Source organism: Duganella flavida (assembly GCF_009857445.1).
Taxonomy (GTDB): domain Bacteria; phylum Pseudomonadota; class Gammaproteobacteria; order Burkholderiales; family Burkholderiaceae_D; genus Rugamonas; species Rugamonas flavida.
The window spans coordinates 326325-347728 of record NZ_WWCN01000003.1 but is presented as its reverse complement, the minus strand read 5'-3'; the positions used below and the strand labels follow the sequence as shown (position 1 = coordinate 347728).

Below are 21404 nucleotides of genomic sequence, written 5' to 3'. Positions count from 1 at the left end.
AAGCAGCAGGCTACATTACAGCGATTTCAGGAACGCCAGCAGGGCCTCGCGGTCCGTCTTCGAGAGAGCCTCGAAGCGCTGGCGCGACTTGGCGGCTTCGCCATCGTGCCACATGATGGCTTCCGTCAGGCTGCGCGCACGGCCATCGTGCAGGTAGCCGGCTTTGGCCGCATTGCCCATCACTTTTTCCGTGTAGCCCAAGCCCCACAGCGGCGCGGTACGCCACATATTGCCCTTGGCCTGGCCTTCGGCAAACTTGTCGGCCAGTCCCGTGCCCATATCGTGCAGCAGCAGGTCGGAGTAAGGACGGATGGTCTGGTTGCGCAGTTCCGCAAACAGGTGGCCGTTACCGGTCTTCATTTCCGCCGTGTGGCAAGCCGCGCAGCGCATTCCCTGGAATACCTTGGCGCCTGCCGATACTTTGGCCGGATCCACATTCAGTTCATCGATAGGCGCTACGCCTTTCGGGAAGCCGCTGGCCAAGCTGCGTTGCGCCGGCACTGCCACCAGTGCGAGATAGCGCGACAGCGATTGCAGGTCCGCTTCCGAAATACCTTTCTGTGTCGCCGCCGATGCACAACCAGCAGGATCAGTATTGCACGAGCGGTTGCGATACACCGGCGACGTCACTGCCATATCCTGCAGCAGTGCCGATGCAGCTTGCTGGCGCAGCGTGGCCTTGGATGCCTTCCAGCCGAAGCGGCCCAAACGCACCGCGCCGCTTTCCGGATCAAACACGTAGTTGGCCACACCTTTCACGCCATCGACATCCGGCGTGCTGGTAGCGCGCGACAGGATGTCAGCTTCCGCCACCGCTTCCAGCAGGCCCGCGCCAATGATAGGCTGTGCTGCACGCAGCGAGACCGTATCCGGCACCGGGCCCTCAAACGCCAGCACTGGCTTGCGCAGCTCCACTGCCGTGCCATCGGCCAGTTTGCGGGAAGACGTCTCGAAGCTCGACACGCGCACACCCGTGCCCCAGTTCTGCGGCGCGCCGGAGGACGACACGGCATTCATCTGCACCGTGGTGCCGTACACCGGATGCGGCACTTGCTGGCCCGATGCATTGGTGCTTGCCACACGTACCGACATCGAGTCGAGACGCTGGTTGAGCGCAGCCGGCGCCACACTGCGGCCATTGTTCACGTGGCAGGCAAAGCACGACGACTGGTTGAAGTGCGGACCTTGCAGTCCCACCGCCGCATCGTAACGGTCATTACCCGGTTCGTTGTGTTCACCGGTGGTGAAGCTGGTGTGGAACAAGCGGCGGCCTTCAACAAAGCGCTGCATATTCTGCATGCCGATATTGGTTTGCGGCTGCTGGAACATGAACAGCGCGTTGTCCGAGTAGTTGTAGCCCACTGAACCGAGACCGCCGGACAGCGTCTCCGCCGGCAGCGGCACCGAGTTCAAACGCGGCTGCACGCCGTACCATGGCTTCAGGCCCTGGCCGACCACGTACACCCACTCATACGAGTAGTAGCGAATGCCGCCGTTGTCGCCCTTGGACAGCATTGAGTCGGTAGTCGAGAACATCGACGGCGACACTTCGATCACATCGCCCTGTACCAGCGGACGCGCCTTGATATCCTTGCCGGCGATAGGGAAGCCGTTGGCGTCCAGCGCCGTCATGCCCGGATATTCCTTGACCTGCAAGGTACACGCGCCATTGATGCCGTTCACGCTGGCCAGCTTGTTGTTGGCCGGGTAGGCGATCGGTTTGCAGACCTTGACGCTGTCGTCCACCAGCTGCCCCGGCGCCATCCAGCCGTAGCCGGTCACGCCCGGCCGGTCGATGGCGCGGAAGAAGGCCACGCCGCCTTGCAGGAAATCGACCGTGGTGTACTGGTTGACGATCAGCTGCGGCTTGGTCACGCCGGCCACCTTGCTGTTGTCGATGATCTCCATGCCCCAGGTGCGGTTCTTGAAGTACTGCGGCACAAAGGTCAGGTAATTGCCCGGGCCTTTATCGACCGGGAGGCCGGTGGCCGGATCCACGGTTTCATTAGGGCCGTAGCCGATTTCATTCCACTCTTCGCCGCGCTCACGGCCGTGGCGTGCGAGGCCGCGCGCGCCGAAGCGGGTGACCAGCGTGCCGTCGGCGAGCGTGAATTGCAGCGACTCGATCGCATCGGAAGCAGGCAAGGGCGCCCAGCCCGCACCGCTGGCAGGGAATTTGAACGCCGACGTGGTCGACGAGCCCAGCGTGTTATCGCTGCCCGGCGTTTTGAATTCGACCTCGAACAGCGAGTAGCCGTACTGCGTCGCGCGCGCCACGCCTTGCAAGCGGATGTAGCGCGAGTTCACGCCGAGGTTGAAGAACTCTTCGGTGCCGCCCTGGCCATTGCCGACGTTGCGGATTTGCGTCCAGTTGTTGCCATCGTCCGACACCAGCAGGTTGTACTGTTTGGCGTAAGCGTTCTCCCACAGCAGCTTCATGTAGCCGACTTGCGTCTTCACGCCGAAGTCGAACTGGATCCAGGCGCCGTCGTCGAAGGCGCTGGCCCAGCGTGTGCTGGTCTTGCCGTCGATGGCGTTGGCGGCCGAGTTGCCGGGATTTTCCACCGGCGAAGACGTTGCGGCGATCGGCTTGAGCGACACGCCCGGTTTGCTGGTATCGACCGGCACTGGATCCGGCGAGGTTGGCGAGGTTGGCGGGGTCGGCTGGGTTGGATCGGTGCTGCCGGTCGAGCCGCCGGAATAGGCCTGGATCTCGAAGATCGAATAACCGTAGCCAGTCGAACGCTTGACGCCCTTCATGCGCAGGTAGCGCCCTTGCGCGCCGAGACCGCTCCAGTCCTCGATGCCGCCCAAGCTGTTGTCCACGGTCTTGATCGTGGTCCAGCTGGCGTTGTCATCGGAAACCTGCAGCAGGTATTGGATGGCGTGGGCGTTCTCCCACTCGATATGGACCCGGTTGATCGGCTTGGACACGCCGAAATCCAGCGTCAGGTATTGATCGTCGCTGAACAGGCTGCCCCAGCGTGTGGCTGGGTTGTGATCGATTGCGGCAGCGGCCGACAAATCGCCGCGTTCGGAACCGCTGGACGTGGCGGCTACCGGCGTCAGCGCCACCTCCGGCTCGCTCGACGACACGCCCGACGCGATCAGGTTGGACAGCTTCATGGCGCTGGCCGCACGTTGTTCGGCCGGCTGGGTGGTATCGCTGCCGCCGCCACAGGCGGCAAGCAACAGACTCAGGGCGATTGGCAGCCCTGTGGTGCTTATTCGGTGAAACGTTTCCATTGATCGCTGTCGATCAGGACGATTCTTCATGCTATCTCCTTGGCTCGTGGCTGGATTGCCGCATGGCAACGTCCATGAAGATATATTGTGTTGTATTACCTGTCAAGCCAGTTGGGCAATCGTGCGCAACTAACAAGAATTAACATTAATTAGCATGAACGCGCCCGATACAGGATCGGGCGCTACATGAAAATTACTCAAGCGCGTGGGCGCTGGCGGTGGAAGGTGAGCGGGCTGTACGGAATATTCGACGGTGGCGCCGACTTCAAAATACCCGGTTTCATGGCGCCGACCACGTGCATTTCGCACGGTTTGCAGTCGAAGCGCAGGGTGTAGGTTTCGTCGCCGCTAACCAGCGTCATCGGTTCCGCGCGGACCTGGCCTTGCACGCCTTGTACTCCCTTGGCCTGTTTCGGGCACAGATTGAACGAGAAGCGCAGGCAGTGCTTGGTGATCATCAGCGGCACTTCGCCGGCTTCCTCGTGCGACTCGTAAGCGGCGGCGATCAGCTGCACGCCGTGCTTGTGATAGAAGGCGCGCGCTTTTTCGTTGTAAACGTTGGCCAGGTAGCTGAGCTGGGTGTCCGGGAACTCTGCTGGCGGCTCGGCAGGTGCCTTGCGTTCAGGACGGTCCCACGCGGCCAGACGCACTGCCTCATGCGCCTCGATGGCGTCGCGGCGCAGCGCGTTGATGGCGGCCGACGGCACGAACCACGGCTTGGACAGATTCAATTCCACGCTGTCCGCAATAAACATGGTGGCGCCCAGCTTGGCCAGGCTGGCACGCAGCGAGGCGTCTGCCTGCTCGGCTTGCTGCGCCGGCTGGAAGGCGATGGCGGCGTCGGTTTCGCTGGTGAGGCCGTCTTCGTCGCACAGGGACAGGCGCAGGCCATCATTGTGTTCGCTCAGGGTCAGGTGCAGGCCGACTTTGCGTTCGGATGACTTCTTGTTCAGCGCGCCTTCCCAGTGATGGTCGCGATTGCGCATGATGGTCATACCGACCCGCAGGCCGGTGAGGGCGCTGATGGCTTCGTTCGGGAATACGCGCCATTGCTGGCCTTCTTCATCCTCGCCCAGCTTTTTCACCGTGTTGGCCTGGATACCGAAGGTCTCGCGCTTGAACAGGTAGTTGAGGCCGTCGCCGTTGGCCATCGCGGCATTGGTGTGCAGATCGATATGGTCGGTCGCCATGCGGGTGACCGTGCCCAGTTCCACGCCTACGTATTTCGGGCTGTCGAAGGCGCCGATGTCGTCCAGGCGGCCGTTGGCAAAGTAATCGGTGTGGCCGCGGTGGAAGGTCTTGTCCACGTCTGGCGTGAACAGGATGCTGGTGCGGCCGCTGGCGGCGCGCGAGAACTCGGTACGGCGCTCCATGATCTCGTCCAGCAGCAGGCGATAGTGGGCGGTGATGTTCTTCACATAGCCCATGTCCTTGTAGCGGCCCTCGATCTTGAACGAGCGGATGCCGGCATCGACCAGTGCTTCCAGGTTGGCGCTCTGGTCGTTGTCCTTCATCGACAGCAGGTGTTTTTCATACGCCACCACGCCGCCTTTGCTGTCGCTCAGGGTGTACGGCAAGCGGCAGGCTTGCGAGCAGTCGCCGCGGTTGGCGCTGCGGCCGGTGTCGGCGTGCGAGATGTAGCACTGGCCCGAATACGCCACGCACAGCGCGCCGTGGATGAAGTATTCCAGCGGGGTCTCAACGTCGGCGCGGATTTTCTTGATCTGTTCGATGGTCAGTTCACGCGCCAGCACCAGCTGCGAGAAGCCGACGTTGCCGAGGAACTTGGCCTTTTCCACCGTGCGGATGTCGCACTGGGTGCTGGCGTGCAGCTGGATCGGCGGCAAGTCCATTTCGAGCAAGCCCATGTCCTGAATAATCAGCGCATCAACGCCGGCCTCGTACAGCTGCCAGATCTGTTTGCGCGCCGCTTCCAGTTCAGCATCGTGCAAGATGGTGTTGATGGTGACGAAAATGCGTGAACGGTAGCGGTGCGCGAACTCCACCAGGCTGGAGATTTCCTCGATCGAATTGCTGGCGTTGTGGCGCGCACCGAACGCCGGGCCGCCGATGTAGACGGCGTCGGCGCCGTGCAAGATGGCTTCACGGCCAATTTCGGCGGTTTTGGCGGGCGACAGCAGTTCAAGCTGGTGGGCTAGCAGAGTCATGGCTTGATTCCTTACGTATGAAGGCGGGAATTATAGCGAAATCAAGGCCTTAAGTCACTTGGACTGTGATTTTTGGTGATCTTTTCGACATGTTGAATTTGGCATAATGCTCATACAAGATGACCTTGCTTGGGGGAGCCGATGTCCGAATTCGTCCCGTCCGCACGGATTCTGGTGGTGGATGACCAGCTTTCCCACCTCAGGGCACTGTGCGACATTCTTGGGCAGCACCATTTCGACGCTGTCGGCTGTTCCACCGGCGAAGCCGCGCTGGTGCAGCTGCGCAGTGGCAGTTTCGATTTGCTACTGACCGATCTGGTCATGCCCGGCATTGACGGGCTGGCGTTGGTCGAGGCTGCCCGTGCGCTCGATCCCTACATTGCCTGCATCATCATGACCGGCGAAGGCACGGTTGATACCGCCGTCAAGGCCATGAAGATTGGCGTTCTCGACTACATTGTCAAACCGTTCAAGGCCGCCACCTTGCTGCCGATTCTGGACCGGGCCGGCGAGTCGCGCCAGCTGCGGTTGCAGAACCTGCAGCTGGAAGCGGCGTTGCGCGACCGCGTGGAAGAGCTGGGCTGGCTGAACACCGTGCTGGACGCGGCGCGCAAGGAGGCCGAACGGGCCAACCACGAAAAATCCAATTTCCTGTCGAGCATGAGCCACGAGCTGCGCACGCCACTCAACAGCATCCTCGGCTTTGCGCAAATTCTCTCCAGCGATAAATTCCCCAAAGGCGAAGGCGACCGCCAGCGCTTTGCCCATAACATTGTGCAGTCCGGCCGGCACTTGCTGACGCTGGTGAACGAGATACTCGACCTCGCCAAGATTGAAGCGGGCAAGGTGGCGCTGAACATGGGCCCGGTGCCGCTGGATGCCATATTGCGCGATGCCTACGCCATCGTCACGCCGCTGGCGCAGGCACGGCAAGTGGTGCTGGCGCCGTTGCCGGAGACGCGACTGGTGCTGTACGCGGACGAGGTGCGGCTCAAGCAGATCCTGGTCAACCTGTTGTCCAACGCCGTCAAATATAACCGCGAGCGCGGCCGCGTCAGCGTGAACTGCGAGCTGCACAATGGCCACGGTTCGGTAGTCGTCACCGATACCGGGGTGGGATTGAGCGCGGCCCAGCTGGCCAATATCTTCCTGCCGTTCGGCCGCGCTGGCCGCGAGAGCAGCGATGAAGAAGGCACAGGGCTGGGCCTGACCATTACCCAGCGGCTGGTGGAAGCCATGCGCGGCGCCATCGAAGTGGAAAGCGAGCTGGGCGTGGGCAGTACCTTCCGCATTGACTTGCCATTGCACGACGCGCCGGCACCGGCCGCCGTATCCCAAGGAGGCCACCATGAATCCATCGGGCCGTAAAGCGCTGTGGCTGGCGGTGGGCGCGGCCTTGCTAGCCGGGATCGCCATCGGATTGTGGCTGGGCTTGCGGCCAGCAAGCCGGCCGCCCCCTGCGACCGAATCCCTCATCATCGCCACCAATATCGACTACCTCGGCGCGTGCCCGGTGGTGGCGGCCCAGAGCCAGGGCTACTTCGCCAATCACCAGTTGCGCGTGCAACTGCAGCCGCACAACACCGGCAAGCAGGCGCTGGGCGCGGTGCTGGCGAACAAGGCCGATATGGCGACCGTGGCTGATATCCCCATCGTGTTTGCGGCGCTGAACGGCACGCCGGTGCAGGTAATCAGCACCATCTTCCGCACCGACCAGGACCACGGGCTGGTGGCGCGGCGCGATCACGGCATCAAGCAGGCCAGCGATCTCCGAGGCAAGCGCATCGGCGTGACACTCACCACGTCAGCCCATTTTGCGCTGGAGGTTTTCCTCAACCGCCTGCGCCTCGATACCGGTGATGTGCAGCTGGTGAACTATGCGCCGGACGGCTTACAGCAAGCGCTGGCGACGGGCGAAGTGGATGCCGTCAGCGGCTGGGATCCCTTCCTCGGCCAGATAGAACAGCAGCAGGGCGCCAACGCGCTGCGCTTCTCCGGGCAGGATATTTACGAAAGCATCTACAACATGGTGGCACCGACGCCGTACCTGCGCCAGCATCCGCAGACCATCGTGCGGCTGCTGCAAGCGCTGGACGATGGCGAGCGCTACTGCCGTGACCATCCGGCTGCCGCCTCCGCCTTCCTGACGCGGCTGACGCCGGAGAGCAGGGCAGCGATGCTGGCCTCGTGGCAGTCGCGCCATTTCGGACTGGAGCTGGACCAGAGCCTGCTGCTGGTGTTTGAAGACCAGTCGCGCTGGGCTATCAAACGCGGCCTGAGCAGCGCGCATGCCGTGCCCAATTTTCTTGACTACGTCTACCTCGATGGGATGAAGACCGTTGATCCCACCGAAGTGACCATCATCTATTAGGACAGCGCGTGAAAATCGCAACCCGACTCAGGCTGGCGCAACTGATCTGCATCGTGCTGCTGGCGATCATGGCGGTCATCTTCGCCCGTACCACGCTGCAGATGCGCGACGAAATCGCCAAGGCGGAAATGACAAGCGAGGTGCTGCGCGGCACCTCCGGCTTGCGTTACCTGTCACTGGAATACGTGCTGCATCACGAGGAGCGCAGCCGCGCGCAATGGCTGCTGCGGCGCGAATCGCTGCAACAACTCATCGCCAGTAACGGCCGGTTTGAAGACGAGGAAGAGCGGGAATTGCTGGACAGCGTGCGCCAGCGCCTGCGCTCCATCGGCAATATATTCAATGAACTGCAAGGACTGCAGGCCGAGCTGGAGCGAGAGCCAGCACGGCGCGAGATCTTGCTGGAACTGGAAGCCCGGCTCAGCGGCCTCATCATGAATCGCGCGCAAAACATGATGTCGGATGCAGAAACGCTGGCGCAGATCAACCGCAAAAACATCCTCGCTGCGCAAAGTAATTCAATGGTGGCGGGTGCTGCGCTGGGTGGGCTGATCCTGATTGTGGTGCTGGGGGCGATGGGCCTGACCATCCGCAGCGTGACGGTGCCGTTGTCGCGCTTGCACCGGGCCACTGAAGTGGTGGGCGCCGGCAGCATGGATTTCGCGCTCGACCTGCGCTCGGACGACGAAATTGGCAGCTTGGCGCAAGCGTTTGACAATATGGTCGACCGGCTCCGGCAAACCACCGTGTCACGCAACGAACTACTGCAAGCCAACCGCGCGCTGCAGGCCGAAATCGAAGAGCGGCAAGCGGCCGAAGGCAGGGTGTTTGCGCAGCTGACGCGTATGAGCCTGCTGCATCAGATCACACGATCGATCGGCGAACGGCAGGATTTGCGCAGCATTTTCCAGGTGGTGATTCGGAGCCTTGAGGACCAGTTGCCAGTGGATTTTGGCGCGATTTGCGTCTACACGGATGGTGAGCTGGTGGTCAGCGGCGTTGGCGTGCGCAGCTATGATTTGTCGATGGCGCTGGCGATGGGCGAAGCGGCCCATATTGCCATCGACCAGAACGGCCTGTCGCGTTGTGTTGCCGGCGAGCTCGTATATGAGCCGGACATCGGCTTGGTCGATTTTCCCTTCCCGCAACGGCTGGCAAAGGGCGGTTTGGCATCAATGGTGCTGGCGCCCTTGCTGGCCGAAAGCACCGTGTTTGGCGTATTGATTGTGGCGCGCCGCCAGCGCGAAGGCTTTACCAGCAGCGATTGCGAATTCCTACGCCAGCTCAGCGAACACGTGGCGCTGGCCGCCATCCAGGCGCGGCTCAACGCCACGCTGCAGCAAGCCTACGACGACCTGCACCGCAGCCAGGCGCAAGTGACCAAGCAGGAGCGCCTGCGCGCGCTCGGCCAGATGGCCAGCGGCATCGCGCACGACATCAACAACGCCATCGCGCCGATAGGCTTGTACGCCGAATCCTTGCTGGAAACCGAGCACGGCCTGACCGAACGCGGCCGCGCCAGCCTGCAAGTGATGGAACGCGCCATCGACGATGTCGCCGCCACGGTGGCGCGGATGCGCGAGTTCTACCGCCAGCGGGCGCCGCAGCTGACGCTCAGCACCGTCAACGTCAACCAGATCATGCAGCACGTGGTCGACCTGACGCGGGCGCGCTGGTCGGACATGCCGCAACAGCGCGGCATTGTGATCGAGATGCGGCAGGATCTGGGCCAGGATTTGCCGCTGATTCTGGGCGTGGAAGGCGAAATCCGCGAGGCCTTGACCAACCTGGTCTTCAACGCCGTGGACGCCATGCCGGACGGCGGCATCATCACGCTGCGCACGCGGCAGGACGGCGCACAGGTGCTGATCGACGTCAGCGACAACGGCGCCGGCATGGACGAAGCCACGCAGCGGCGCTGCATGGAACCGTTTTTTACCACCAAAGGCGAGCGTGGTACCGGGCTGGGGCTGGCCACCGTGTACGGCATGACCGAGCGCCACGGCGCCCGGTTGGCGATCGAATCGGCAGTGGGCAAGGGCACCTCGATGAAAATGTACTTCCCGGCGGCGTCTCAGGCAATCGATGTGGACGACAGCCAGCTGGCGCTGCGGCCGGGGAGCAGCCTGAAAATCCTGATCGTGGATGATGATCCGACCTTGCTGGCGTCGCTAGGGAACATCCTGGGCGCGGATGGCCACCAAGTGACGCAAGCCGACAGCGGACAGGGCGGCATCGACCGTTTCCGCGAAGCCGAGGCCAGCGGGCAGGGCTACGAAGTCGTGATCACCGACCTCGGCATGCCATACGTGGACGGCCGCAAAGTGGCGGAAACAATCAAGCAAATCGCGCCTGCGACACCCGTGATCCTGCTGACAGGCTGGGGCCAGCGCCTGATACCGGATGGTGAAGATGGCCCGGTGAACGTTGACCAGGTCCTGAGCAAACCGCCAAAAATCCGCGAACTGCGGGCGGCGCTGGCCAAATGCGTTGCTGTCATTTAATCGACATTACTACTTATATTGTCGATTAAAAACACTGTGTGAAATACTGTATAATTGACTGTATATTTGTCCAGTTTTCATGAGTAATGCCAGCAAAAAAATTCGACCTGATCAACTTGGATCCATTCCCGGCCCGCAGCGACGGCGCAGAACAACGTCGCCAACGTGATATCGACGCCCTGCGCACCATCGCCGAGGACGCCATGACCGATGCCCGTACGGACAGCGAAATTGCCCGGGAATTCATCAGCCACGGTGAATTGGGGCCGAAATCGATGGCAAATACTCAAAAGGAGCTATTTCGCTTCCTCACGTGGTGCCGGGAAGAGGCCGGAAAAACCCTGCGCCAGCTCAACGTAGCCGACCTGAATGGCTACAAGGATTTCCTGAAAGCGCCGCCGCAAGACTGGATTTCGAGCACCAAATGGCCGCGCAGCGATCCACGATACCGGCCGTTCAGCGGCCCGTTGTCCGACGCCAGCCGCCGCCAGGCCATGATTGCAGTCAAAGGATTGTTCGCGTACGCCACGCACACCGGCTACTTGCGGCGCGATCCGGCAGCGCTGGTGAAGCACGTCAAAACCATGAGCGCGAGCCGCATCACGCGCTACCTGACGTCGGACGCGCTGAGTCTGGCGCTGTCCACGGCCGCCGCGCGTGACGCCCAGACGCCAGCGGCCATACGCCGGCGCGAGCGCGATCTTTTCCTGTTGACCGCGTATATCCACACCGGCGCCCGGTTGAATGAAATCGTCAGCGCCAACATGGGCGCGTTTTACACTGAAGGCAACGGCCGCTGGTGGCTGGACGTCCTCGGCAAAGGCAACAAACCGCGCCGTTTGCCGGTGCCTCCGGACATGCTGGCGGCATTCCGTCAATATCGTCACGCCTACGGCATGCCGCCACACGCAGTCCGCAGCGACGCCACGCCGCTGGTATTGTCTAGCCGTGGCGAGGCGCTGGTACGAATTAGCGACGAAGCCGCGTCCGACGCGCTCAAAGCCATCTTTGCAGAAACGGCCAGCGCAGCGGACGTGATGGGCAACTTCGACATGGCGGCAACCTTACGGGCAGCATCAGCGCATTGGCTGCGGCACAGCATGTTGACCAATCACGCCAACAATGGCGTGCAACTGAAAACCCTGCAAGAAACCGCCGGCCACGCCAGCATCGCCACAACAGCAGCGTATTTGCACAAGACCGACAACGAACGCCACGACGAGATTCTCGCTTCTGTGACCGGCTCCAGGGAATCTTCATAATTTCGCATAATTTATATTATGTAAAATGGCATGCGCATTCGTCGTCGCCTAAACCGGACAATATCGGCATGGTTTGAACGGCTGTTTGAGAGCGTCAGCACAAGCTATGCTCCTTTATTCCCCTAATTTGCCGGGATTTCACTTACTGAAAAACTTTCTGTAAGCATGAAATCTGTGCGGTTTCTTGAATTGTCAAAATTTTGAAAATATCGGAAAAACCTTAAGTTGTGCAAACTCTCGGAAGAATGCAATATTGTGCATAATTTGCATTGAAAATTGGATCCGCCTTCCCCACGAATTTGCAACGGAATCTGATTTGCAACGGAATCTGACTCAAAAGTGGGTCACCCATTAGCCGTCTACTGTCAAGGATACGAATTAAATCCTCGCGGTATTCTGCGATTCGTTACTGCCCCATCGCCAATGCTGTCGTTCCTCAGTAACGAATCGTGCCCTGCGCCTCGTCGTATGGTTGCGTGAATCGCACCTGTCACCCATGTGGATCAAGCGGAAATCCGAATCGCTACTCCGCCCTAGCTCCGCAACTGGCCGCTTCTACGGCCCCGCCGTTTAACGGCGTTTTCTACGTACCTACGCGGAGCACCGGCGGCCGGCAACGTCCACGCTCGCCACCGAAAAGGCCGCGCTGGCCGCTGAAACCACACAGGTCGAATCGATGCCTGAGACCGGCGTACTGCTTGCAATGCCGTCTGCCCTGCCCGCCCTAATTGCCGACGCGGTCTCCGAGGCGACGGCCCAGAATCGCCGCGTGGACGGGGCCGCTACGGCCCAGGCCGCCTTTTACGCGGACCGGCTGCGCGAAACCGAGTTGGAACTGCGCACCGAACGGGCCAACGCTGCGCTGCTGCAGGCGGCGCCGAGCCAGCCCCGTCAAAGGACCGTCGAACAGGAGCAGAAAGTTGAGAAATTACGTGGCATTGTGGCTGCGTAAAGTGAAGCTTTCAGCAAGCTGACCGCCGAGGTGAGCGACCTCAGGAAGTTCGCGCAGGTGCTTGATCGCGGTACAGCAGGCCGTCCAGCACGTAGGTTGAATCGCGCACGCCGACATTCACCACCTTGGTGTAGAACCGCTTGCCCGGCTCGGCGTCGTATTTAGGGCTGACACAGAATTTGGAAAAAATCGGGCGCTAAGCTCGCTTACCCCAGTTGTGCGTTCAACGATCGGATAGGCCAGTCTTGGCTGCATAGACCGTCATTATTTAAATAAATGAATAAAATCTAAATAGCGTTAGTGTTTAATTAGGCTGGCCTAATTTCAGGATGTTGAGTGTAAATACGGCCGTCGCAACGGCGCATACTGTTTTGTTGTTTCTGTAGGTGATGATCTTGTCCATGCCACCGCGCACGTCAAGGGTAACCAGATCAGGGTGCGCATGGGCGGTGAACTCCGTATCGATGAAGATTAGCATCAGCCTAACCCTAACCCTAACCCAGCAGGCCCACGCCCATACCAATTCCCACTAACCCATGCGGCCCAATCCCAGACAAAGGCGCATTTGCCAAGGGTCTGATCAAGTGGGCACGCGCTCCCAACTAAATCATTTTCGAACTGGCCCCGCCACGGCTGGGGGATCGCGTCGAGCGCAATCAGATACGGCCTGCCATCTCGCATGTGAGTAGGCACGGCTGCGATCAGTTCATCCCTCGTCATTTCAATTGGTCTTTCCTTTGCCCTGCCACGCTAACCAGCCTTGCCTGTGGGCGCGGGCATCGTGCAGCGCGTGATGCCAAGGCGCGCTTTGCTCATTATAGCGGATGAACGCATGGTTGAATTCTGCCGAGTCACTGTGCGCACGCAGATCGTATCGCCCGATTTGGTTTGCTGGTAGCGAGCCATCCAGCGCGTCGAGCAGCAACTCCCAGTCGGTGAAGCTAGCGCAGGCCACTGTGATGTTGCGCGGAAGCGTGGCGAACCATTCTGCCAGCCGCACGGCCAACTGCTGACGATCAAGAGCCGGGCCTGCCGCCAGTTGCGGAACCACGGCAGCATGCACGAACGAGTTACACCAATCCGCACGGTAAAGTGATATTCACTTAATTAGTGATATTGGAAAATGGTAACCCATCAATGGCGATGCGCAAGTGTAAAACTTTACATCGCAAAGTGATGACGATGTGCGTCGTTGAACGTCACTCTTGTCCAAGGTAGTCACCGTTACTACTTTACGAGAAACCTTGCCCAATGCCCGATACTGCGCCCCATTCCCAACGCACTTCGCCTAACTAGCAACAGCTAGGCGCAGTTTAGTTGGGAGGGGGGAGCCAGCTACACCATGACGAAATCAAAAAAAGCCAGCGATCTGCTGGCTTTTTGTTATATCAATTCAGATTCAGGCGGAGATAAATTCCCCGACGCTATCAATGACTGGAACATGGAGAAGTTTTACTGCTGGAACAAAGTCCTTTGCTATCCAACCATTTTCAGTCGTTACCTCAATGGCTTCCTTGAGGGGCAGCCGGGATAAGGCCAGAAATAGCACATAAGCGGAAAAGTAATAAAGAATTGATTTCTTATATAGTTTACGAACTTTCACGCTGTATATTGCCTTTATCTCGACGGAATCAACTGCTCAAGCGACAGCGATAAGTTTTCAATTCCTTCCCGCTGTCCGGGATGGCGGGATCGCATATGGTTTTACCTCCTCCTCGCGGCCGCCATGGATGGTTTGCAACGCCTCCCCTTCACCATGCGGAGCAAGTCACGCAGTCAAAGTGGTCATACTTGCCGCTACACCGAACGTCACATGCCTATCGGATAGTCAAGACGGCTACGCTTTTCGTCTTGGCCCACCTCTGGATGAAAGGATCTGTTTGAAAATCCAGCCAAGAGTAGTTTCGGGCAAGCCTGCCAGTTGGGGACAGCTTCGCCGCCCGTGGCGGCATGTCGTGGCCAGTAGGAAAGTTCCACGTGCCATATTTGCCCTTTCAATTTGTTTTTAAAAATGCCAAGCGAAATACAGAATAAACACGAACGCCGTGGCTAGCACCACGCTCTCGATGTCCGCGACTACTCGCACCCAAGCATTACGCCGCATGATCGCGGCTTCCACTTCATCTACATTGTGGCATTGTCTGGAGATGAGATATACCGTGCTGCCGGCCAACTGTGTGATATCGACATGGCCCGAGATGATAGCATCGCGTAATGGCTTGGGATTGGGCAAGTAGCGCCATGCGACTTCGGCGAAGAACAGCATCAAAAATCCGCGGTGACTAGCAGGCAACGACCGGCCGGTGCCCTCGCCGGGAGAACGGCACGTGCCACTGTCTCGATCAAAAAGCGATTGCGCTCAAAAGCAGCAACGAGATCTGAGCTTGAAAAAGACACCGCACCGAAGTGGTCGTTCAGCGCCTCGGCCGAAATTTCGCAAATTATGCGATCACCATTGTAGTAAGCATCAAAAGCCACGGTGGCAACCGCCGTGCAGCGTGCAGGGAGTTCGGGAAAAAATACGGGCATAAGCATCCTCCAAAAGTGATATCCCTGCGGCGAATCTTGCCGAAAACCAGCGCAGCTCTCCCCGTGGACAAGACCTTTTAATTGCGGTCAGGCATCCTTGTATAACGACGTCACATTCTAATCAATTCTGATCATATTTCAACTTAGCATTGATGTGGGACGTCGGTTCTTGGAAGTGATCCCTGCGCGGCACTAAGAGCCCAGCTTTGATTTCACCTCTTCCCTGCTCCTTTTTTTTGACTATTGGAAAGTTACGTCATGCTAAGATGGCTCATCACTCGTTCCGTAATACTCTGCACTGTAGTGGGGTTTCAATGACAGATCTCGTTACGACCGATACGGTCCGTGCGCCAGCACCGTCGGGAGAGTTTTTTCTTGCCAGGCAGCCTATCCTCGGGCGGGATCAACGCTTGATGGGGTTTGAGTTACTTTTTCGCAGCGCAGATATCGGCCAAGCGGGCATATCGGATGACGTTTCGGCTACCGCCGCAGTCATTGCCCATGTATCCCAATTGGGGATGGAGCAGGTTGTCGGACACCAGCTTGCTTTCGTGAACGTCGACGCGACGGTACTCGCGAGCGATTTCGTCCGCTTTCTTCCCAGCGACAAAGTGGTCCTCGAAATATTGGAGACTGTCAAGGCAACGCCTGAGGTTATTCTTCGGGTGACGGAACTCAAGCAATTCGGTTTCAAATTTGCATTGGACGATGTGATTGTCGATTCGGAGGACGTGCGAAAGTTGCTGCCACTTGTTCATGTGGTGAAGATTGATTTAAAGGGTGTGGCGCCGAACGCTCTGCCAGTATTGCTTGGTCAACTGAATAAGGCAGGTAAAAAACTTCTAGCCGAGAAAGTCGAGACGCGCGAAGAGTTCCAGCAGTGCCTGAGCTTGGGATTTGACTATTTTCAGGGGTACTACTTTGCTCGTCCAGTCGTCTTGTCTGGTCGGAAGATTTCGCCATCGGAATTAGCGATCCTGCGCATACTCGATCAAATTAACACCGATGTCGAAAATAGCGTTATTGAGCTCAGCGTGAAACATGATCCCCTGATTAGCTTAAATTTATTGCGCTTAGTGAACACGCCAACCGCCGGGGCACATATTAAAATTGACTCGATCGGGAAGGCCTTATTGGTGCTGGGGCGCCGTCAATTGCAGCGCTGGTTGCAAATCCTTCTTTATGCGAAGCCGGGCGAGACGATTGAGCTATCTTCGCCACTTTTGCAAATGGCGACTGTGCGGGGTAAGCTCCTTGAATTGATGCTGCTTAACACCCGTACGGAGCGAAGAACGGATGCCGATACCGGGTTTACTGTTGGCATGTTGTCCCTGATAGATACTCTGTTCTCGATGTCGATGTCCGACGTGCTTGATACTCTCGTCGTCTCTGACGATGTCCGTGCTGCCCTCTTAATGCGCAGCGGCGATTTGGGACGACTCCTTGATATTGTCGAGATGCTCGAACAGGCTCAGTTGGGAACGGCAATGCATAGCCATCTTCGATACCTGAAAATGAGTCCCGCCGATCTACATCGGTTGCAGCTGCAGGCCTTCCAGTGGTCCAATGGACTTACCCTGTAACTGCTTGAGCAAGACCATGCTGAGAGAATCTCGATGCAATGGCAGCCTGTGGTACAGCATCTATACCTAAGCAAGACGGCACTATCGGTAATTGACCAAAATGTCCAATACCGTGCGGGTGTCGCGCTCGATCTCCTCCAGTACGCCAAGCCAGTACCCAAGCACGCGCTTTACAGCTGGGGCGGGCAGCGCCTCACGCCATACCGTGAGGACGCGTCGGTAGGTGTACTGTCGGCAACGACTCATCGGGAAGGACTCGAAGTATATGCCCGTGCCATTTTAAAAGTCACAAAGGAAAGATGTCATATATGCGGCTGTCAGATTTCATTGATTCACACATACAGGAAATACTCACAGAGTGGGACGCGTTCGCCGCTACCGAACTGCCATCCGCCGCAAAGATGGACGTACTTTCGTTGCGACACCACGCACCACAGATTCTCCAGGCGATTTGTGACGATCTTCGTCAGCCTCAGACTGAGGCTAACCGAACTGCGAAGTCTCACGGCTTGGCCGCTATATCCCCAAACGCCCCACATACTGCAGCTGAGGTGCATGTTGCCTTACGCGCCCAAGACGGCTTTTCAATGACGCAACTCGTCAGCGAATACCGCGCCCTACGCACGAGCGTCTTGAGACTATGGATGGCGATGAAATACTCGTTGAGTGAGGACTCAGCGGCAGATGATGTGATGCGCTTCAACGAGGCAATTGATCAGGCTATTGTCGAGTCGGTGGACTTCTTTGGCCAAGAACTTGCCAGCGAGCGAGCGGTGCGCGAAGAAATAAATCAGGAGCTGGAGCGCAATCGCGGGCGCCTTGAGTATGCAAGCCGCCTCTCGAATGTTGGCTTCTGGTACTGCGATCTGCCCTTCGATGTACTTGAGTGGGATGATCAGGTAAAAGAGCACTTCTTTTTTGAGCCGTCCGTCAGAGTGACAATTGAAGACTTTTACGACCGTATCCACCCTGAGGATAGGGAACCGACTCAACGAGCAATCGCCGCGTCGATAAGCAATCAAAATGCATACGATATTGTTTATCGCACGGTTGCCCCGTTGACAGGTTCGATAAAGTGGATTCGTGCGCTTGGTGGAACAGGTTACGCAAGCGATGGTACGATCGCGGTTGCACGCACTTTTGGTTTGTTCTTCGCCACCGCCATTGCAGAGCTTTTAGGCTGCTATCTTCCACTGTTGTGGCTAAGCGGACGAGGTTCTGCATGGCTGGCGCTGCCGGCGGCATTGAGTTTGATGGTATTCGTCTGGTTGTTGACACTGCACCCCGACGCCAGCGGCCGCGTGTACGCCACCTATGGAGCCATCTACATCGCTACTGCAATTGGATGGCTGTATTTCGTTGATGGGGTCACCCCCTCGTGGAATGACTATGTTGGCGTAGGTCTCGCGCTTGCTGGCGCGGGAACCATCGCATTGGGTCAGCGCTAGTTCTGCAGGCAAAAAAAACTGCCTCGAAATAGAGGCAGTAAATCAAATCGGGAGTTGATTCGAGAGACGACACGATATTACCGCCTAGCGATGACCTGAATGTGACATTGAACGTTGGAGATGCAGGTAGAGCTCTCAACGGCTTCTACCGGCAGGCAGCAGGCGATGTGGACTATTTATGTTTCCACACCTTTACTGACGACACCAGTAGGATTGCTGCCAGCAGAGGCAGCAAAACGGACACAGAAACGACGCCGACGAGGTGCCCACCGATGCTTGTTCCAACCATCGAACCCAACGCCATATATCCGACAAACGCTTTATTCTCCCTTATCACTCGGAATGCGGCATCTTTGCTAAAGCGGAAAAACGCTACCAACATGGTCGGCAGACTTATGGCAAGGGATAGGCTTCCAGCGAGTTTGATATCAACGCCGAAGAGGAGAATCAGCATTGGAATCAAAAGCTCTCCACCGGCGACGCCCATGATGGCTGCCACAACGCCGATGCCGAAGCCCGCAATGACGCCAGCAATTATCAGTTTCGGCCCAGTAAACAACGGCTCGGACGTCTCTGTTTGATGTCCGAAAAACAACACGACTGCAATCAGCACGAGCATTGCCGCTAGAGTTTGATAAAGGGTACGGCTTTTCATCTTTACAGCCCAAGATGCCCCGAACCAAGCACCGATAAGACTACCAGACAGCACATTCACTGCTATGTGCCAGTTCGATAGTAAGAGGTCGACCGGAACTGCTTTCGCTCGAAATATCAACGCTGAGGCAACGACCACCAAGCTGATGGTTTTGTTGAGCATGACCGCTGAAATGGCGGCAAACCCGAACAGGCCGATAAGTAGCGGCAGCCTGAATTCAGCTCCGCCAAGCCCTATCAATCCGCCCAGTGCGCCAACAGCGCCCCCTGCAATGAAAATCGTGAACACGTTATGCGCTCTATTTGCTGATCCCTGCTCAGTTGGTTCAAACGAAGACATGCTAGCGATTCCGATATAAAATTTATTGTATATCGAAGTATAACCAGAATCAGTCAAAAAAATGAAGACAGAATTGAAAGCACTTCCCAGACTAAGGGTATCGATTGCCCATGGGACAGCCATCGGCCCCGGCAAAGCTGACGTGTTGGAGTGGATAGACAGAACAGGTTCATTGGCTGCCGCTGGACGCGAACTCGGTATGAGCTACCAGCATGTCTGGACCCTCGTAAAAGCGATGAATGAACACTTCGTGGAAGCGCTAGTCGAGACGAAGCGAGGGGGCGCTGAGCGAGGTGGGGCAAACCTCACTGCCACCGGGGCAATTGTTCTTGAACTTTATCGTGCTGCCGAGCGGGATGCTACCGCCGCGATTAACAAATATTTGCCACGCCTCGAAAGTTTACTCAATGAGAAAAGTTCTAAATAGCCCAAGACGTCCAAGGGCTGCTTTAGAGGCGAATGCGACAGGTCAGTGAACGCAATATGTCAGATCAAGTTCGAGCTAGCGCAGCTGAGGCTTGTGCATATCGCTCGCGTCCACGCCTAACAGGCAGCGCAGTATGGATTGGGCTAGAATACAGCATGCATAAAATTCGCATTCTCCTGCTGGCATTGCTTTTCCTCTGCGCATCGTTCGCTTCCGCGACGAGTGCATTGCATACTTGCTGTCCGCTGAAAGAGTGCAATGTAGCGCAATGCATCGACATGGGATGCGCACCAGTGGCGCCGACGATTGCACCAGGTGCGGCGGTAGCGGCATTTGTGATGGTGCCGCCCGCTCGCGAGCATGCCGCCCACCTTTCTCCATTTCTCGCCGATCGCTATGAAAAAGTTTGGACGCCACCGGATTAACTACAGTGGTAGGTTTATCTCCAGACTTTTCACCAAATACCATTAGAGGAATGATTATGAAATCGAAAGTTACCAAAATTGTTGTCGCCGCCGGCCTGTTCGCCGCCTCCGCCGTTGCGTTTGCTGCTAACGCGGACTGCTGCGGTCAAATCGCCTGCTGCATCAAAATGCTGGCTTGCTGCTTCTAATCGTCGGATAGATACGGCATAACAAAAGGCCCGCCTTAAAAAGAGGTGGGCCTTTTCATTCGGATAGACGATGATCGGTGAATCATGCTTCTGCTCCTATCGCACCGTTTATCCGTCTATCCATGCAAGATCCTTTCGTGACCGCATACGTAGCGGAGGCCACCTAGATTTTCTGAATGGCCGCGTTGATGGTTTTCAAGTGTTGCTCATTGCGTTCGCTGTAGCGATCGGTCAGATAGTCGCTGCGACCGCGTAGCAGTAGTGTCATTTTGAACAGTTCCTCCATGACGTCTACCACGCGCTCATAGTAGGCAGACTGGCGCATGCGGCCGGCATCGTCAAACTCCTTGTAGGCCATCGGCACTGAGGACTGATTCGGGATGGTGAACATGCGCATCCAGCGCCCCAGCAGGCGCAGTGTGTTGACCACATTGAAGGACTGAGACCCACCGCAGACCTGCATCACGGCCAGCGTGCGGCCTTGGCTAGGGCGTACCGCGCCCATCTCCAGCGGAATCCAGTCAATCTGGTTTTTCATCACGGCCGTGATGGCGCCGTGGCGTTCTGGACTACACCAGACCTGTCCCTCGGACCACAGGCACAGCTCGCGCAACTCGACGACCTTCGGATGGTCTTCGGGCACGCTGCCTGCCATCGGCAGCTCCATGGGGTCGAAGATCTTCACCTCCGCTCCGAAGTGTTCCAGGATGCGCGCGGCCTCTTCGGTCAGGAAGCGGCTAAACGAGCGCTCGCGCAGCGAACCGTAGAGCATCAGGATGCGCGGCGGATGGTTCATTTCGCCCACTTGCGCGAGCTTGGCCGTGATCGGTATGTCAAGCTGTTCGGGATTGATGTTCGGCAGATTCGCAATCTTATCCATGCTTGACACGCTCCCCATGTTCGTCAATCACGCGCTCCCCATCCTCCTTGACGAAGGCGCCGCGTTGTGGTTGCGGCAAGATGTCAAGCACCAATTCCGACGGCCGGCACAGCCGCACGCCCAATGGCGTTACCACGAACGGGCGGTTGATCAGAATCGGATGGGTCACCATCGCTTCAAGCAATTCCATCTTGGTTTTCGATGGCGAGTCGAGCCCCAGCTCCAGGTAGGGTGTGCCCTTTTGGCGGATCGCGTCGTGGATGCTCAGGCCGGACTTTACGATCAGTTCGACCAGCGTGGCCTGGTCAGGCGGATGCTTCAGGTACTCGATAACCACCGGCTCAATGCCGGCGTTGCGGATCAGGCCCAGCGTATTGCGCGACGTGCCGCAGTCGGGGTTGTGGTAGATGGTAACGGTCATAAAATT

Annotated in this window: 20 protein-coding genes and 1 pseudogene; 12 read left to right on the top strand and 9 right to left on the bottom strand. The window is 58.0% G+C overall.

Annotation, left to right across the window (positions count from 1 at the left end):
* Window positions 1–15: 15 nt before the first annotated feature.
* Together GTP46_RS06115 and GTP46_RS06110 are read right to left on the bottom strand one after the other, a co-directional pair.
* Window positions 16–3246, bottom strand: coding sequence for a di-heme oxidoredictase family protein (locus GTP46_RS06115; RefSeq protein ID WP_161005723.1), 3231 nt, complete (start codon window positions 3244–3246; stop codon window positions 16–18).
* Window positions 3247–3443: 197 nt separating this feature from the next.
* Window positions 3444–5414, bottom strand: a complete 1971-nt coding sequence (locus GTP46_RS06110) for a peptidase U32 family protein (protein WP_161005722.1) — start codon at window positions 5412–5414, stop codon at window positions 3444–3446.
* A 141-nt stretch (window positions 5415–5555) separates the two neighbouring features.
* On the opposite strand from GTP46_RS06110, the gene GTP46_RS06105 reads away from it, so the two are divergent.
* From GTP46_RS06105 to GTP46_RS06085, 5 genes are all read left to right on the top strand, one after another.
* Window positions 5556–6782 (top strand): hybrid sensor histidine kinase/response regulator, encoded by a 1227-nt coding sequence (locus tag GTP46_RS06105; protein WP_161005721.1) that lies wholly within the window; start codon window positions 5556–5558, stop codon window positions 6780–6782.
* On the top strand, window positions 6763–7785 hold the full coding sequence (locus GTP46_RS06100) for an ABC transporter substrate-binding protein (RefSeq protein WP_161005720.1): 1023 nt from the start codon (window positions 6763–6765) through the stop codon (window positions 7783–7785). Before GTP46_RS06105 ends, GTP46_RS06100 begins: the two co-directional genes overlap by 20 nt.
* Window positions 7786–7793: 8 nt before the next feature.
* Complete coding sequence (locus tag GTP46_RS06095) at window positions 7794–10289, top strand: ATP-binding protein (protein ID WP_161005719.1); 2496 nt, start codon at window positions 7794–7796, stop codon at window positions 10287–10289.
* A gap of 86 nt (window positions 10290–10375) precedes the next feature.
* On the top strand, window positions 10376–11551 hold the full coding sequence (locus GTP46_RS06090) for a tyrosine-type recombinase/integrase (RefSeq protein WP_161005718.1): 1176 nt from the start codon (window positions 10376–10378) through the stop codon (window positions 11549–11551).
* 676 nt (window positions 11552–12227) lie between these two features.
* The gene (locus GTP46_RS06085) at window positions 12228–12503 is read left to right on the top strand and encodes a hypothetical protein (protein WP_161005717.1); all 276 of its coding nucleotides are present in this window, start codon (window positions 12228–12230) and stop codon (window positions 12501–12503) included.
* Window positions 12504–12807: 304 nt separating this feature from the next.
* On the opposite strand, the gene GTP46_RS06080 is transcribed toward GTP46_RS06085, so the two are convergent.
* Window positions 12808–12981 carry a hypothetical protein gene (locus GTP46_RS06080; protein ID WP_161005716.1) on the bottom strand — a complete coding sequence of 58 codons (174 nt, stop codon included), beginning with the start codon at window positions 12979–12981 and terminating at the stop codon, window positions 12808–12810.
* Window positions 12982–13224: 243 nt separating this feature from the next.
* On the bottom strand, window positions 13225–13554 hold the full coding sequence (locus tag GTP46_RS06075) for a hypothetical protein (RefSeq protein WP_161005715.1): 330 nt from the start codon (window positions 13552–13554) through the stop codon (window positions 13225–13227).
* 291 nt (window positions 13555–13845) lie between these two features.
* Here GTP46_RS06075 and GTP46_RS06070 point away from each other — a divergent pair, with 291 nt between their 5' ends.
* Window positions 13846–14037, top strand: coding sequence for a hypothetical protein (locus tag GTP46_RS06070; protein ID WP_161005714.1), 192 nt, complete (start codon window positions 13846–13848; stop codon window positions 14035–14037).
* Between the two features lie 471 nt (window positions 14038–14508).
* Here GTP46_RS06070 and GTP46_RS06065 read toward each other — a convergent pair whose 3' ends face one another.
* The gene (locus GTP46_RS06065; RefSeq protein ID WP_161005713.1) at window positions 14509–14769 is read right to left on the bottom strand and encodes a hypothetical protein; all 261 of its coding nucleotides are present in this window, start codon (window positions 14767–14769) and stop codon (window positions 14509–14511) included.
* Window positions 14769–15032 (bottom strand): DUF1488 family protein, encoded by a 264-nt coding sequence (locus GTP46_RS06060; RefSeq protein ID WP_161005712.1) that lies wholly within the window; start codon window positions 15030–15032, stop codon window positions 14769–14771. The genes GTP46_RS06065 and GTP46_RS06060 overlap by 1 nt, the downstream gene beginning before the upstream one ends.
* 314 nt (window positions 15033–15346) lie before the next feature.
* Here GTP46_RS06060 and GTP46_RS06055 point away from each other — a divergent pair, with 314 nt between their 5' ends.
* From GTP46_RS06055 to GTP46_RS29680, 3 genes and pseudogenes are all read left to right on the top strand, one after another.
* Window positions 15347–16615, top strand: a complete 1269-nt coding sequence (locus tag GTP46_RS06055; RefSeq protein WP_161005711.1) for an EAL and HDOD domain-containing protein — start codon at window positions 15347–15349, stop codon at window positions 16613–16615.
* A gap of 299 nt (window positions 16616–16914) precedes the next feature.
* Window positions 16915–17700: pseudogene (locus GTP46_RS30070) on the top strand (PAS domain-containing protein); the annotation flags it as partial.
* A gap of 36 nt (window positions 17701–17736) precedes the next feature.
* On the top strand, window positions 17737–18063 hold the full coding sequence (locus tag GTP46_RS29680; protein ID WP_371869579.1) for a YnfA family protein: 327 nt from the start codon (window positions 17737–17739) through the stop codon (window positions 18061–18063).
* 172 nt (window positions 18064–18235) lie between these two features.
* Here GTP46_RS29680 and GTP46_RS06045 read toward each other — a convergent pair whose 3' ends face one another.
* The gene (locus tag GTP46_RS06045; RefSeq protein ID WP_161005709.1) at window positions 18236–19180 is read right to left on the bottom strand and encodes a sulfite exporter TauE/SafE family protein; all 945 of its coding nucleotides are present in this window, start codon (window positions 19178–19180) and stop codon (window positions 18236–18238) included.
* Here GTP46_RS06045 and GTP46_RS06040 point away from each other — a divergent pair.
* The 3 genes from GTP46_RS06040 (at window position 19119) to GTP46_RS30065 (ending at window position 20097) form a co-directional block, all read left to right on the top strand.
* Window positions 19119–19484, top strand: coding sequence for a winged helix-turn-helix domain-containing protein (locus GTP46_RS06040; protein ID WP_161005708.1), 366 nt, complete (start codon window positions 19119–19121; stop codon window positions 19482–19484). The genes GTP46_RS06045 and GTP46_RS06040 overlap by 62 nt on opposite strands.
* 155 nt (window positions 19485–19639) lie before the next feature.
* Complete coding sequence (locus tag GTP46_RS06035; RefSeq protein ID WP_161005707.1) at window positions 19640–19909, top strand: hypothetical protein; 270 nt, start codon at window positions 19640–19642, stop codon at window positions 19907–19909.
* 56 nt (window positions 19910–19965) lie between these two features.
* Window positions 19966–20097: a hypothetical protein gene (locus tag GTP46_RS30065; protein WP_267877403.1), complete on the top strand. Its 132-nt coding sequence runs from the start codon at window positions 19966–19968 to the stop codon at window positions 20095–20097.
* A 163-nt stretch (window positions 20098–20260) separates the two neighbouring features.
* On the opposite strand, the gene arsH is transcribed toward GTP46_RS30065, so the two are convergent.
* Complete coding sequence (gene arsH, locus GTP46_RS06030; RefSeq protein ID WP_161005706.1) at window positions 20261–20977, bottom strand: arsenical resistance protein ArsH; 717 nt, start codon at window positions 20975–20977, stop codon at window positions 20261–20263.
* Window positions 20970–21398 carry an arsenate reductase (glutaredoxin) gene (gene arsC, locus GTP46_RS06025; protein WP_161005705.1) on the bottom strand — a complete coding sequence of 143 codons (429 nt, stop codon included), beginning with the start codon at window positions 21396–21398 and terminating at the stop codon, window positions 20970–20972. The genes arsH and arsC overlap by 8 nt, the downstream gene beginning before the upstream one ends.
* Between the last annotated feature and the right edge of the window lie 6 nt (window positions 21399–21404).